The 14,412-nt window shown below is 66.5% G+C and carries 11 protein-coding genes and 2 pseudogenes; 7 read left to right on the forward strand and 6 right to left on the reverse strand.

All coding sequences use genetic code 11. The features are described 5' to 3' along the window. Nucleotides 1-3 precede the first annotated feature (3 nt). A complete protein-coding gene (locus CDN38_RS16620; RefSeq protein ID WP_233027202.1) occupies nucleotides 4-738 on the reverse strand; it encodes a crotonase/enoyl-CoA hydratase family protein in 735 nt (244 codons plus the stop codon). Between the two features lie 149 nt (nucleotides 739-887). Here CDN38_RS16620 and CDN38_RS16625 point away from each other — a divergent pair, with 149 nt between their 5' ends. Then, entirely contained in the window at nucleotides 888-2,537 is a 1,650-nt protein-coding gene (locus CDN38_RS16625) for an acyl-CoA synthetase (protein ID WP_075510132.1), read from the forward strand. A 301-nt stretch (nucleotides 2,538-2,838) separates the two neighbouring features. On the opposite strand, the pseudogene CDN38_RS33050 reads toward CDN38_RS16625, so the two are convergent. Continuing rightward, nucleotides 2,839-3,698: pseudogene (locus CDN38_RS33050) on the reverse strand (PE family protein); the annotation flags it as partial. Nucleotides 3,699-4,047: 349 nt separating this feature from the next. On the opposite strand from CDN38_RS33050, the gene CDN38_RS16635 reads away from it, so the two are divergent. Together CDN38_RS16635 and CDN38_RS16640 are read left to right on the forward strand one after the other, a co-directional pair. Beyond that, nucleotides 4,048-4,887 (forward strand): amidohydrolase family protein, encoded by an 840-nt coding sequence (locus CDN38_RS16635; protein ID WP_075510129.1) that lies wholly within the window; start codon nucleotides 4,048-4,050, stop codon nucleotides 4,885-4,887. Further along, the gene (locus CDN38_RS16640; RefSeq protein WP_075510128.1) at nucleotides 4,884-6,431 is read left to right on the forward strand and encodes an acetolactate synthase large subunit; all 1,548 of its coding nucleotides are present in this window, start codon (nucleotides 4,884-4,886) and stop codon (nucleotides 6,429-6,431) included. Before CDN38_RS16635 ends, CDN38_RS16640 begins: the two co-directional genes overlap by 4 nt. A 12-nt stretch (nucleotides 6,432-6,443) precedes the next feature. Here the strand turns inward: CDN38_RS16640 and CDN38_RS16645 are convergent. From CDN38_RS16645 to CDN38_RS16660, 4 genes and pseudogenes are all read right to left on the reverse strand, one after another. Continuing rightward, nucleotides 6,444-7,155 (reverse strand): annotated as a pseudogene (locus CDN38_RS16645) (hypothetical protein). Between the two features lie 34 nt (nucleotides 7,156-7,189). Then, nucleotides 7,190-8,695, reverse strand: coding sequence for a long-chain-fatty-acid--CoA ligase FadD17 (gene fadD17 / locus CDN38_RS16650; protein ID WP_099319063.1), 1,506 nt, complete (start codon nucleotides 8,693-8,695; stop codon nucleotides 7,190-7,192). Nucleotides 8,696-8,776: 81 nt separating this feature from the next. Continuing rightward, a complete protein-coding gene (locus tag CDN38_RS16655; protein ID WP_075510126.1) occupies nucleotides 8,777-9,874 on the reverse strand; it encodes an acyl-CoA dehydrogenase family protein in 1,098 nt (365 codons plus the stop codon). Nucleotides 9,875-9,890: 16 nt separating this feature from the next. Beyond that, nucleotides 9,891-11,093, reverse strand: coding sequence for an acyl-CoA dehydrogenase (locus CDN38_RS16660; protein WP_075510125.1), 1,203 nt, complete (start codon nucleotides 11,091-11,093; stop codon nucleotides 9,891-9,893). Nucleotides 11,094-11,326: 233 nt separating this feature from the next. Here CDN38_RS16660 and CDN38_RS16665 point away from each other — a divergent pair, with 233 nt between their 5' ends. The 4 genes from CDN38_RS16665 to CDN38_RS16680 all read left to right on the forward strand — a co-directional run bounded on the left by CDN38_RS16665 (nucleotide 11,327) and on the right by CDN38_RS16680 (nucleotide 14,411). After that, nucleotides 11,327-11,518 carry a ferredoxin gene (locus CDN38_RS16665; RefSeq protein ID WP_036395462.1) on the forward strand — a complete coding sequence of 64 codons (192 nt, stop codon included), beginning with the start codon at nucleotides 11,327-11,329 and terminating at the stop codon, nucleotides 11,516-11,518. Between the two features lie 111 nt (nucleotides 11,519-11,629). After that, complete coding sequence (locus CDN38_RS16670; protein ID WP_082277064.1) at nucleotides 11,630-12,523, forward strand: 3-oxoacyl-ACP reductase; 894 nt, start codon at nucleotides 11,630-11,632, stop codon at nucleotides 12,521-12,523. 246 nt (nucleotides 12,524-12,769) lie between these two features. Continuing rightward, the gene (locus CDN38_RS16675) at nucleotides 12,770-13,534 is read left to right on the forward strand and encodes an MlaE family ABC transporter permease (RefSeq protein WP_063470958.1); all 765 of its coding nucleotides are present in this window, start codon (nucleotides 12,770-12,772) and stop codon (nucleotides 13,532-13,534) included. A 34-nt stretch (nucleotides 13,535-13,568) separates the two neighbouring features. Continuing rightward, nucleotides 13,569-14,411, forward strand: a complete 843-nt coding sequence (locus CDN38_RS16680) for an MlaE family ABC transporter permease (protein WP_099319065.1) — start codon at nucleotides 13,569-13,571, stop codon at nucleotides 14,409-14,411. Nucleotide 14,412 lies beyond the last annotated feature (1 nt).

Below are 14,412 nucleotides of genomic sequence, written 5' to 3' on the forward strand. Positions count from 1 at the left end.
GATTCAGCGGTTCTGGAAGTTGGGCTTGCGTTTTTCGGCGAACGCCGTCGGGCCTTCCTTGGCGTCATCGGACAGGAAGACCTTGATGCCGATCTGGGTGTCGATCTTGAAGGCGTCGTTTTCGGCCATGCCTTCGGTCTCGCGGATGGTCCGCAGGATCGCCCTCACGGCGAGCGGGCCGTTGTTTTCGATGGTTTCCGCGATTTCGAGGGCTTTCGTCAGGGCCTGCCCGTCGGGCACTAAGTAGCCGATCAAACCGATCTCCTTGGCCTCGGCGGCGGTGATGTGGCGTCCAGTCAGCAGCAGGTCGCAGGCCACGGTGTAGGGGATCTGGCGCACCAGTCGCACCGCAGAGCCGCCCATCGGGTACAGGCTCCACTTGGCCTCGGAAATGCCGAACTTGGCGCTTTCGCCGGCGACGCGGATGTCGGTGCCCTGCAGGATCTCGGTGCCGCCGGCGATCGCGGGTCCTTCCACCGCGGCGATCAACGGTTTGGTGAGTCGTCGGCCTTTGAGCAGGGCGTCGATACGCGACGGGTCGTAGCTGCCGTCCTTGAACGAATCACCCGGCGGCTTCTTGGTTGCCGCCTTGAGATCCATGCCGGCGCAGAAGTAGCCACCGGCCCCGGTGAGGATGGCGCATCGGATGTCGGGATCGTTGTCGATGCGGTCCCAGGCCTCGACCATGATCTGCATCATTTCGCTGCTCAGCGCGTTGCGGGCGTGTGGCCGGTTCATCGTCACGACGAGGGTGTGGCCGCGCTGCTCGACCAGCGCATCCGGTTCGGGTTCGTTTGCTGGTGCTGCGGCGTTGTCCAGGGCCACGGCTAACCGCCTCTCGCTCGACATCGGGCATTCGCTTGTCAAGAAATGTAACACGTTCTAGTTTGGGGTCCGTGGCCCTCAATATTGCCGATCTCGCCGAGCACGCCATCGACGCGGTGCCTGACCGGGTAGCCCTCATCTGCGGCGATGAGCAGCTGACCTACGCCCAACTCGAGGAGAAAGCCAACCGCCTGGCGCACTACCTGCTCGACCACGGAGTGCGGAAGGACGACAAGGTCGGACTGTACTGCCGCAACCGCAACGAGATCGTCATCGCGATGCTCGGCATCGTGAAGGCGGGCGCCATTCTGGTCAACGTCAACTACCGGTACGTCGAGGGAGAGCTTCGGTATCTGTTCGACAACTCCGACATGGTTGCGCTGGTGCACGAGCGCCAGTACTGCGACCGGGTCGCCAACGTGCTACCGGACACACCCAACGTCAAGACGGTCCTCGTCGTCGAGGACGGGAGCGACCAGGACTATCAGCGCTATGGCGGCGTCGAGTTCTACGCGGCGCTGGAGCAGGGCTCACCTGAGCGGGATTTCGGGGAGCGCAGCTCTGATGACATCTACCTCCTCTACACCGGCGGCACGACCGGATTCCCGAAGGGCGTGATGTGGCGCCACGAGGACATCTACCGCGTGCTGTTCGGCGGAACCGACTTCGCCACAGGGAAATTCGTGGAAGACGAATACGACCTAGCGCGTGCAGCCGCCGCTAATCAGCCGATGATCCGTTATCCGATTCCACCGATGATCCACGGGGCCACCCAGTCGGCCACCTGGATGTCCATCTTCTCCGGTCAAACCACCGTTCTGGCACCGGAATTCAACGCTGACGAGGTGTGGCGCACTGTTGAGAAGCACAGGGTGAACCTATTGTTCTTTACCGGTGACGCGATGGCCCGGCCGTTACTGGATGCGCTTGACCGAGAACACGATTACGATCTGTCGTCGCTGTTCCTGCTGGCCAGCACCGCGGCGCTGTTCTCACCGAGCATCAAGCAGAAACTGCTCGAGCTGCTTCCCAATCGGGTTATTACCGACTCAATTGGTTCGTCGGAGACCGGGTTTGGCGGTACCAGCATCGTCGCCGCTGGCGCGTCGCAGAACGGGGGCCCGCGAGTCACTATCGACCACCGGACCGTCGTCCTCGACGAGGCCGGCAACGAGGTGAAGCCCGGTTCCGGGGTGCGTGGCATGATCGCGAAGAAAGGCAACATTCCGGTCGGCTATTACAAGGACGAGAAGAAGACGGCCGAGACGTTCAAGACCATTAACGGTGTGCGGTATGCGATTCCGGGCGACTACGCCATGGTCGAGGCGGACGGAACGGTCACCATGCTGGGCCGCGGCTCCGTGTCGATCAACAGCGGCGGCGAGAAAATTTATCCCGAAGATGTCGAGGCAGCGCTGAAGGGCCATCCCGACGTCTTCGACGCTCTGGTGGTCGGGGTGCCCGATCCCCGCTACGGCCAGCAGGTGGCGGCCGTGGTGCAGGCCCGGCCCGGGTGCCGCCCGTCGCTGGCCGAGTTGGACGGCTTTGTGCGCTCTCAGATCGCGGGATACAAAGTGCCGCGCCGCATTTGGTTCGTCGACGAGGTGAAGCGGTCACCTGCCGGTAAGCCGGATTACCGCTGGGCCAAGGAGCAGACCGAGGCTCGGCCGGCCGACGACGTGCGGGCCGGTCAGGTGACGACTGGGGCGTAATTTGGGCCTGGTGCGGCTTTGCCCGAGCTGAGGCGGCGAATGCGTGAGTGACGTTGTGGGGTAAGGTAATTCAGGTCCGGCTGGGTGGGCTCCGCGTTACACCGCGACGGGGCGCCCTGTATTTCCGGATCGGCTGGTTAGGGGCTCGTTTGGGCGCGCAATATGCGGCGGGTCGGGTGTTCTTGCGCTCGTAACCTGATCGCCTTGAATGCCGGGCGCTGACCCGGTGCGAGTGGTCGTGCGCGACGCCGTTAGCGCGTCTCCGTGTTCGTGGGCGTCGGCTGTTGTGTCCGGGTAGGCGGCCGCCGGCACCGCCGCCCCCGAACAACACCTCGCCGTTTCCGCCGGCGCCGCCGGCCCCCCACAAGAAGCCGCCGTTTCCGCCCGCCCCACCGGTACCCCCGCCGTCGCCGCCTGCGCCGCCGGGCCCGCCGGCACCGATCAGCCATTCGCCGCGGCCCCCGGCGCCGCCGGCGCCGCCGCCGATCCCGCCGATTCCGCCGGCGCCGCCGCCGCCGAACAAGAACCCGCCGTTGCCGCCCGCCCCACCGGCGCCGGCACCGGTCCCGCCGGTGCCGCCTTGGCCGCCGAAGCCAAGCAGCCACCCGCCGTTGCCGCCGGCCCCGCCGTTGGCGCCAATTCCGCCGGCGCCACCCGTGCCGCCGTTGCCCCACAGCCCCGCCGACCCACCGGCGCCACCGGCCTGTCCGGGGGCTCCGGCTGCACCATTACCGCCCGCTGCCGAACAAGATGCCGCCGTCCCCGCCGGCGCCGCCGGGAACCGTCGCATCGGCGCCGTTGCCGATCAGCGGTCGGCCCAGCAACAGCTGGGTCGGCGCGTTCAGGAGGTTGAGCACATCCTGCTCGAGGGTCTGCAACGGTGACGCGTTGGCGGCTTCCGCGAAGGCGTAAGCCCCCGCACCCGCATTCACGGCCTGCAAAAACCGGGCGTGAAACGCCGCGGCCTGAGCACTGATCGCCTGGTATTCCCGGCCGTATGCGCCAAATAATTCCGCAATGCGCGCCGACACACTCATCGGTTGCCGCGGCCAGGACCTCCGTCGTCGACGTGGCCGCGGCTGCGTTGGCCGCACCGATGGTTGAACCGAGGTTGGTCAGATCCTCGGCGGCTGCGGCGATTATGTCCGGGGAGACGAGCACGTGCGCCGTGACGGAAGCTCCAACCGTTTGGGAAACGTCGGCAACGACCGCCCCCCGCGGCGTCGCTAGGTCGGCATCTTATCTACCGAGCGTCTAGCATGTGGGCCGTTTTTCGTCTATTAGTATGGTTGCGATAGCCTCTAGCCGAGTATCAGTTTTCGCCATATAAGCAGTCCGGTACTACACCCTTGATACTTAGGGAAATAGTGACGGTACGAATCTGTCGCCGGGATCGAGGTTCGCGCAGCCGGAGGCGGTCGAAACCCGATCAGGGCCCCACGGGATCGGAGCGGGGGACAGACCGCCGCCGCACGAAAACGTCGGCAGGGCGTCTACAGTTCGAAGCGCGATGACGATCGATGTGTGGATGCAGCACCCGACCCAGCGGTTCCTGCGCAGCGACATGTTGGCCTCGCTTCGGCGCTGGACCGGTGGGTCCATACCCGATACCGAAATCCCCATCTCGGCAACCCTTGCGGTGATGGACGCCGCCGGCGTCGACCTCGGCGTGCTCAGCGCGTGGCGCGGGCCCAACGGCCAGGACCTGATCTCCAACGACGAGGTCGCCGCTTGGGTCGCCGCGCACCCGGACAGGTTTGCCGGCCTGGCGACAGCCGACCTGGACCGGCCTATGGCGGCGGTTCGGGAACTGCGGCGCCGAGTGCGCGACGACGGTTTCGTCGGTCTGCGGGTGGTGCCCTGGCTGTGGAACGCGCCGCCCACCGACCGTCGCTACTACCCGTTGTTCGCCGAGTGCGTCGAGTTGGCCGTGCCGTTCTGCACCCAGGTCGGTCACACCGGCCCGTTGCGGCCATCGGAAACCGGACGCCCGATTCCCTATATCGATCAGGTGGCGCTGGACTTTCCGGAGTTGGTGATCGTGTGCGGGCATGTCGGCTATCCGTGGACCGAGGAGATGGTCGCGGTGGCCCGCAAGCACGAAAACGTCTACATCGACACCTCCGCCTACACCATCAAGCGGCTGCCGCAGGAGCTGGTGAGCTTCATGAAAACCGGTACCGGACAACGCAAGGTCTTGTTCGGCACCAACTATCCGATGATCGCCCATTCGCACGCCCTGGCCGGCCTCGACGAACTCGGTCTCAGCGATGACGCGCGACGAGACTTCCTGCACCGCAACGCCGAACGCGTCTTCGGGGAGCTGGCACGAGGAAAGGTGAACCCATGAACGGTGCTCAAGCTCTGATCAGCACTCTGGTCGACGGCGGTGTCGAGGTGTGCTTCGCGAACCCCGGCACGTCGGAGATGCACTTCGTGGCGGCATTGGACGACGTTCCGCAAATGCGCGGTGTGCTAACGCTTTTCGAAGGTGTGGCCACCGGTGCGGCCGACGGCTACGCCCGCATCGCGGACCGGCCGGCTGCGGTGCTGCTGCACCTGGGTCCCGGACTGGGCAACGGTCTGGCAAACCTACACAACGCGCGGCGCGCGCGGGTGCCGATGGTAGTCGTCGTCGGCGACCACGCGACCTATCACAAAAAGTACGACGCCCCATTGGAATCCGACATCGATGCGCTGGCCGGCACCGTGTCGGGATGGGTGCGCCGCACACAGGCCGCCGCTGACGTCGGAACCGATACCGCCGACGCGGTCGCCGCAAGCCGGTTGGGTCCGCAGATCTCGACGCTGATCCTGCCCGCCGACGCCTCCTGGTCGGAGGGCGCCGCGCCGGCCGCCCCGGTTGTGGAGCGGCCGGCGGCGACCGGTAAGGACCCGGGGCCGGTAGCCAACGTGTTGCGCTCCGGAGAACCCGTGATGTTGCTGATCGGCGGGGACGCCACCCGCGGCCCGGGATTGGCCGCGGCCGCCCGGATCGCCGAGGCCACCGGGGCGCGCTGGTTGTGTGAGACGTTTCCGACCCGGCTGGAGCGCGGCGCCGGCGTGCCCGCCGTGGAGCGCCTCGCGTACTTCGCGGAAGCAGCGACGGCACAGTTGAACGGGGCCAAGCATCTGGTGCTGGCCGGCGCGAAGTCGCCGGTGTCGTTTTTCGCCTACCCCGGCATGCCCAGCGATCTGGTGCCGGCCGGATGTGCGGTGCATCTGCTCGCCGAGCCCAGGGGAGCGGCGGACGCCCTGGTCGCGCTGGCCGACGAGTTGGCACCGGGCACCCGCGCGCCGGTGGCGGCCGCGTCGCGTCCGCAACTTCCGACGGGTCCGCTGACGTCGGCGTCGGCGGCCGAGGTGATCGGCGCGCTGATGCCCGATCGGGCGATCGTCGTCGACGAATCCAACACTTCGGGTCTGCTGCTGGCACAAGCCACCGCCGGGGCGCCGGCTCATGACTGGCTGACGCTGACCGGCGGGGCGATCGGCTACGGCATCCCGGCGGCGGTGGGTGCCGCGGTCGCCGCTCCCGATCGTCCGGTGCTGTGCCTGCAATCCGACGGGTCGGCGATGTACACGATTTCGGGATTGTGGACCCAGGCGCGGGAAAACCTCGACGTCACCACCGTCATCTACAACAACGGCGCCTACGACATCCTGCGGATCGAGTTGCAGCGCGTCGGCGCCGGATCCGCTCCCGGCCCCAAGGCGCTGAATCTACTCGACATATCGCCCCCCAGAATGGATTTCGTCAAGATGGCCGAGGGCATGGGTGTGCCGGCGCGGCGCGTCACCACCTGTGAGGAGTTCGCCGACGCCCTGCGTGCCGCCGTTGCCGAACCCGGACCGCACCTGATCGACGCGATGGTGCCGTCGCTGTTGGGATAACCCCCGGGCGCGTCACTGCCCGGTCAGCTCGCGGAAATGGTTGACGAGCCAATCCGTCATCCGGTTGAGCACATCCACGGCGGTCTCGAACTTCGCTGCCTGGGCTGCCAACGCCACGCCCGCATACCCGAATTCGGTGGGGTATGAACCCGAATTGCCGAACCAAATAGTCACCGTCGCTCCCAGGCCCCCAACCGCCTTTTGCGGCAACACCTTTGGCGGCTAGCCCCCAACGATGATCGCTGCAGAGCTGGTGCATCAAATCGGTGACACCGACGGCGCCGGCGAGGCCCACCAGGTGCGCCGCAAACCATGCTTGCCTGTCCAGTGGCCACTGCGTCTGCCCGAATGCCGTGAAACCCGGCCGAAGCCGCCGCGATTCGACCACGGTGCCCGCATCGCCGGCTTCTCGGAGCACGGTTTGCACCTGCCGCGCCGCGTCGGCACGATCTCCCAGTTGCGACCACAGCACCTCCGCGGCGACATCGTCCGATTCGGTGATCGCCTTGACCGCGAGGTCTTTGGCAAGGCTGCGATCGTGACGTGGCGCAGCGATCACCAACGGAACTTTGATGGTTGACCAAGCAACGCCGGTCGACCACCGGCCCAACGCAGATGCCTCGGTTCGACCCGGTACGGCGATGGCCAGGCCGATGATCGCCGGCACCGTGGCCGAAAGTTCCTCGAAGCCCGCGTCGAGTGCCGGGTTCGGTTGGGTGGTCATGGCCTCCTTGCGTGCAGCGGGTCCACTAAACCGCCTATCGCCGTATCGGCCACACCGGATCACCGCAGTCGACACCCTCGGCCGACAACTGGCGTTTGAGCACTTTGAACGTCGGCGTCTTCGGCAAAGCGGCGCTCACCCGGACGTATGACGGCCACTGCTTGGGCCCGAGGTCGGATTGTTGAGCTAGAAAAGCCCGGAACGAGCCGACGTCGAAGTCGACACCCGACGCCATCACCACCGCCGCCATCACCTGATCACCGACCACCGGATCGGGGACCGGATAAACCGCTACCTCGACGACTCCGGGGTAGCGCAGCAGCACCCGTTCGATCGGTGCCGTGCCGAGATTCTCCCCGTCGACTCGCATCCAATCACCCAGCCGCCCAGCGAAATAGGCATATCCGGCTTCGTCGCGGTAGGCCAGGTCGCCGCTGTGGTAGACGCCACCGGCCATGCGCTCGGCGGACGCGGCGTCGTCGTTGTAGTAGCCCTCGAAGCGACCCGGCCCGGCAACGTTGACCAACTCGCCGACGACGCCGGGTGGGCACTGTTCGCCGGTCTCGGGGTCGACGATCTGAATCCCGTCTGGCAGCGGTCCCAGCGCGCCGGCCGGAGTGTCGGGTGTCCGGCTGATCGCCACGCCGCCTTCGGTCGAACCGAACCCGTCGATGACCACACAGCCGAATCGGCGCGCGAAACGCTCGACGTCGCCGGGCACCCCTTCATTGCCGTATACCGCCCGCAGCGGGTTGTCGGCGTCGTCGGGCTGCTCGGGTGTGGCAAGCACGTACGACAACGGTTTGCCGACGTAATTTGCGTAAGTCGCGCCGTAGCGGCGCACGTCCGTCATGAAGCCGGAGGCAGAAAACTTACGGCGCAACGCCATTGAGCCCTGGCATGCCAGCGCCACCGCCCATCCGACCAGGACCGCGTTGGAATGGAACAACGGCATCGACACATAGCAGACGTCGTCACGGCCCAGGCCGAAGCGCTGGGTCATGGTCACCCCGGCGATCGCGACCTTGCTGTGACTGCACTTCACCGCCTTCGGGTCACCGCTGGTGCCCGAGGTGTAGATCAACATGAAAGTGTCCGCGGATGAGGCGGATTGGAAACACACCTCGGCATCGTGTCGAGCCGCGACCTGGTCGGCCCATTCGGCGGAATCCACGTTGACGTGGCCCAGATCACTCAGCGGCGCAACAGATTCCGAGTCGGCGAGCACGAGCTGACAGTCGGCGTGCCGGATGTCGCGGGCCAGTGCCGCGCCACGGCGCACCGGATTGAGGCCCACCGGAACGATGCCCGACATCCCGGCCGCCACCAGCATTGCCGAGAAGAACGGGGTGTTCTGCAGCAGCACCCCGACATGCGGCGGACGCGCCGGGTCGAGCCGCTCACGCAGCGCTGCCGCGATGGCGGCGCCGTGCCGTAGGTGATCACGCCAGCTGGTGAACGAGTCCTCGAAATAAACGCCCCGGTCGCCGATTTCGGCCAACGGCACCAGCAGTTGGGTGACGGTCGGATCAGTGCTCACTGCGTCAGACTCCTCGTCGCCTCGAGCGTGACGCCGCAGTCACGCTCGCATCCGAGCGTGACGCCACTGTCACGCAAGCCACTAGGCTGGGGTCTCCGCCAGTTCCCGGCCGATCCGGCGCAGCTGCCTGGTGGCACCGCCCAGGGCGAACTCGGTCTCCTTGGCCGCCAGAAAGTATCGATGCACCGGGTGGTCGGTGTCGACGCCGACACCGCCATGTACGTGCACGATCGTGTGCGCCACCCGGTGCCCGGCGTCGGCGGCCCAGAACGCGGCCGATGCCACGTCGAGCTCGGCCGGCAGATCTTCGGCGACTTTCCAGGCCGCCTGCGTCAGCGTCAGCCGCAGCCCTTTGACGTCGATATAACCGTCGGCCAGCCGTTGCCCCACCGCCTGGAAGCTCCCGATCGGGCGGTCGAATTGCTCTCGGGTACGGGCGTATTCGGCCGTCATCTGCAATCCGCGCTCCAGGACGCCGAGCTGGAATGCGCTGCGGCCCAAGGTATATATCGTGCGCAGCCAGGAGACCACAGCACTGCCGCCAACCCGGCGCGAGTCATCCACCGCAACACCATCGAGGGTCAGATGCCCGATGCTGCCCAGGCCGGTGGTGTGCAGGGCGGTCACGGTCACCCCCGGGTCATCGGCGGAAACAAGGAAAACCTCTGTGCCGGAATCGGTTTCGGCAGGAACCAGGAAGGCGTCCGCGACCGGGCCGTAGCCCACCTGGGTGCGCGTGCCGGTGAGCCGAAAGCCCTCGCCGGCGGCAACAGCCTGCACCGGACCCTCGCCCATCTCACCGTCGAGCGCGACGGTCAAGATCTTCGACCCGCTGACCGCCGGCACCCCCCAGCCCTGCTGCAATTCCTCGGAGCTGAACCGGGCCAGCGCACCGGCGGCCAGTACCACCGACTCGAGATAGGGCACCGCGGCCAGCTGGTGACCGAGCGCGACCAGTATCGCAACCTGTTCGAGCACCCCGAATCCGTCGCCGCCCAGAGCCGACGGGGCAGCGCTGGTCAGGATGTCGGCGCCGGCCAGCTTGCCCCACAGCTCGCGGTCAAACCGTTGCTCCAACGCGTCCAGCTGCCGTTGATGCGCCGGGGTGCACACCGCGTCGACGATCGTGTCCACCAGGCCGCCGAGGTCGGCCGCGGCTTCGGTTGTCGAGAAATCCATTGCTGCTTCCGTCCTTTTAGCGGCTGGCCCGCGGCAGGCCCATGGCCACCATGCCGATGATGTCGCGCTGCACTTCGTTGGTACCGCCACCGAAGGTCAGGATCAGGCATGCCCGGTGCATCCGCTCCACCCGGCCGCGCAGCAACACGCCGGGCGAATCCTGGCGCAGCGTCGCCGCGGTACCCAGCACCTCCATCAGCAGCCGGTAGGCCTCGGTGGCTAGCTCGGTCCCGAACACCTTGGCCGCCGACGCATCGGCCGGGGACAGCGCCTCGCTCGCCGATGAACCTTGCGAGGAAGCCAGCTCCCAGTTGATCAGCTTGAGCACCTCGGCTTTGGCGTGCACCCGGGCCAGGTTGAGCTGCACCCATTCCGAGTCGATGAGCCGCGCTCCGCTGGAATCCTTGGTGTTCTGCGCCCATTCACGGACCTCGCGCAGGCACAGGAAGATCGGAGCCGGCGACACCAGCGCCACCCGCTCGTGGTTGAGCTGGTTGGTCACCAGCTTCCAGCCGCCGTTCTCGTCGCCGACCCGGTTGGTCACCGGCACCCGCACGTCGGTGTAGTAGGTGGCGCTGGTGTCCGGGCCGGCCATGGTGTGCACCGGCGTCCAGGAGAATCCGTCGGCGGTCGTCGGCACGATCAGCACCGAGATGCCCCGGTGCTTCTTGGCCCCAATAGATTCCGGGTTGGTGCGCACCGCCAGCCAGACGTAGTCGGCGTACTGGATCAGGCTGGTCCACATCTTCTGCCCGTTGATCACGTAGTCGTCGCCGTCGCGGACGGCGGTGGTGCGCAGGTTCGCCAGGTCGGTGCCGGCGCCCGGCTCGGAGTAGCCGATCGAGAAATGCAGGTCCCCCGCAGCGATGCGCGGCAGGAAGAATTTCTTCTGCTCGTCGGTGCCGTAGGCCATGATGGTCGGCGCGACGCTGTTGATCGTCAGGAACGGCACCGGTGCACCTGCCAGCGCCGCCTCGTCGGCGAAAATCAGCGAGTCCATCGGCGAGCGGTCCTGGCCGCCGTATTCCGTGGGCCAGTTCAGGGTGAGCCAGCCGTCCTTGCCCATCTGCGCGACCGTCTCCCGATACACATTCCCGACGCCGATTTCGCCCCCGATCGAACTCAGCGCCTCGCGCCGCTCCGGCGTCATCAAGGTGGTGAAGTACGACCGCAGTTCGCGGCGCAGCTCTTCCTGCTCAGGTGTGTAACTGATGCGCATTCCTGCCGCCTCCGGTCAAACGTCGTGCACATAATGCCGTCACTGGCCGTCACCGGCCGCCTCAACGAGCGCCTCAACGAGCGCCTGAACGGGCGCGAACGGCTACCCATCCGTTCTCCCGGTTGTAACACGTTCTAGTCTGGGAATCCAGCGACGGTTTCGTCAGGGGCGCCACAGTCCTATGGTGGTGCTACGGAGTGATCAGGTAAAGCGCCAGCTTCAGGGAGGATGCCGTGCGGGTAAAGGTGGACCGTGACCGGTGTGAAGGCAACGCGGTGTGCTTGGGAATTGCACCGGATATCTTCGACCTGGACGACGAGGATTATGCCGTCGTGAAGCTCGACCCCATTCCGCCGGACCGAGAGGCCCTGGCCGAGCAGGCGATCGCCGAGTGTCCGCGGGCCGCTCTGCTCCGCGAGGACTAGGCGCCCAGAACCCGAACTAGAGGTATTCATAAATTGACTAGGGCCAACGGCCCGGCTTCCGCTGCGACCCCCCCGCGGTCCGCATCCTCGCCGGGCAGCAGCACCAACGCAATCGATCTGTCCGGAAAGGTCGCGGTGGTCACCGGCGCCGCCGCGGGACTGGGCCGCGCCGAGGCGGTGGGGCTGGCCAGGCTCGGCGCGGTCGTCGTGGTCAACGACATCGGTGCCGCCCTGGACAACTCGGACGTCATCGACGAGATCAGCAGCACCGGCGCCAAAGCGGTCGCGGTGGCCGGCGACATCAGCCAGCGCGCAACCGCCGACGAACTCGTCGCCACCGCCGACGGGCTGGGCGGGCTGGACATCGTGGTCAACAACGCCGGTATCACCCGCGACCGGATGTTGTTCAACATGTCCGACGAGGATTGGGACCAGGTCATCGCGGTGCACCTGCGCGGCCATTTCCTGCTCACCCGTAACGCGGCCACCTACTGGCGCGCGAAAGCCAAAGACACCCCGGACGGCTCGGTCTACGCCCGGCTGGTCAACACCTCCTCGGAGGCGGGGCTGGTCGGTCCCGCGGGACAGGCCAACTACGGCGCGGCCAAGGCGGGCATCACCGCGCTCACCCTGTCCGCGGCGCGGGCGCTGGGCCGCTACGGCGTGCGCGCCAACGCGATCTGCCCGCGGGCCCGCACCGCAATGACCGCCGAGGTCTTCGGCGCCGAACCCGATATCGAAGGAGGCGAGATCGACCCGTTGTCGCCGGAGCACGTGGTCAGCCTGGTCCAGTTTCTGGCGTCGCCGGCGGCCGCGGAGGTCAACGGGCAACTGTTCATCGTCTACGGCCCGCAGGTGACGCTGGTGGCCGCGCCGACGGTGGAGCGGCGCTTCAGCGCGGACGGCTCGGCGTGGGAGCCCGCCCAGCTGAGTGACACATTGCGGGACTACTTTGCTGGCCGGGCTCCGGACCGCAGTTTTTCGGCTACCGGTCTGATGGCATAGTAGGGGCCCGACGACGGGCCGGGGGGCTTGTCGGGCCCCGCGGCCACAGCTAGAACCTGTGTCAGAATGACCGCTCGAGAAAGGGTTTAACCAGCCAAATTAACGCAGGTTATGCAAAGTACTGTTCATTGACACGGCGAAGTCGTTCTGGGTTAATATGAGCCGGCTCACACGGAGTCGTGTCCGAACCCTGGTCGGGCTCAGGGGAACCACCGGCTTCGCCGCCTAGCAGACGGGGGAACCAAGTTGATTCAACAGCTTGCGGTTCCGGCCCGGGCCGTCGGCGGGTTCTTCGAAATGTCGATCGACACCGCGCGTGCTGCTTTCCGGCGTCCGTTTCAGTTCCGCGAGTTCCTCGATCAGACCTGGATGGTCGCCCGGGTATCGCTGGTCCCCACGCTGCTGGTCTCCATCCCGTTCACGGTCCTGGTGGCCTTCACCCTCAACATCCTGCTGCGTGAGATCGGTGCGGCCGACCTCTCCGGCGCCGGAACGGCATTCGGCACCATCACCCAGCTCGGCCCGGTGGTGACCGTGCTGGTGGTCGCCGGTGCCGGCGCCACCGCAATCTGCGCCGACCTGGGCGCCCGCACCATCCGCGAAGAGATCGACGCGATGCGGGTGCTGGGCATCGACCCGATCCAACGCCTGGTCGTGCCAAGGGTTTTGGCGTCGACGCTGGTCGCGTTGCTGCTCAACGGATTGGTGTGCGCCATCGGTTTGTCCGGTGGCTACGTGTTCTCCGTCTTCCTGCAGGGGGTCAACCCCGGTGCTTTCATCAACGGGCTGACCGTGCTGACCGGTCTGCGCGAGTTGATCCTGGCCGAAGTCAAAGCGCTGCTGTTCGGCGTGATGGCCGGGCTGGTCGGCTGCTACCGTGGCCTGACCGTCAAGGGCGGGCCCAAGGGTGTCGGCAACGCGGTCAACGAAACTGTCGTCTACGCGTTCATCTGCCTGTTCGTGATCAACGTGGTGATGACGGCCATCGGCGTACGAATCTCGGCGAAGTAACACATGAAGGAAACCAAGCGATGGTGATGAAGCGATGAGCTATGACGTCACTATCCGCTTCCGCCGATTCATGTCCCGGCTGCAGGAGCCGGTCGACAGTTTCGGCGAGCAGGCGCTGTTCTACGGCGAAACCGTGCGCTACATCCCCAATGCCATCACGCGATACCGCAAAGAGACCATCCGGCTGGTCGCCGAGATGACCCTGGGCGCGGGCGCGCTGGTCATGATCGGCGGCACGGTCGGCGTGGCGGCCTTCCTGACGCTGGCCTCCGGTGGCGTCATCGCGGTGCAGGGCTACTCGTCGCTGGGCGACATCGGGATCGAGGCGCTCACCGGATTCCTGTCGGCGTTTTTGAACGTGCGCGTCGTCGCGCCGGTGATCGCCGGCATCGCCCTGGCGGCCACCATCGGCGCCGGCGCCACCGCCCAGCTGGGCGCGATGCGGGTGTCCGAGGAGATTGACGCGGTCGAATGCATGGCCGTCCACTCGGTCTCGTATCTGGTGTCGACCCGGTTGATCGCCGGCCTGGTCGCCATCGTCCCGCTGTACTCGCTGTCGGTGCTGGCCGCGTTCTTCGCCGCCCGGTTCACCACGGTGTTCATCAACGGGCAGTCCAAAGGCCTCTACGACCACTACTTCAACACCTTCCTTATTCCGTCCGACCTGCTGTGGTCGTTCCTGCAGGCGATCGTGATGTCGATCGCGGTGATGCTGGTGCATACCTATTACGGCTACAACGCCAGCGGTGGATCGGTCGGCGTGGGCATTGCGGTCGGCCAGGCGGTGCGGACGTCGTTGATCGTGGTGGTGGTCATTACTCTGTTCATCTCGCTGGCCGTGTACGGCGCGTCCGGCAACTTCAACCTCTCTGGATAAG

It is taken from the genome of Mycobacterium ostraviense (genome assembly GCF_002705925.1).
Taxonomy (GTDB): Bacteria; Actinomycetota; Actinomycetes; order Mycobacteriales; family Mycobacteriaceae; genus Mycobacterium; species Mycobacterium ostraviense.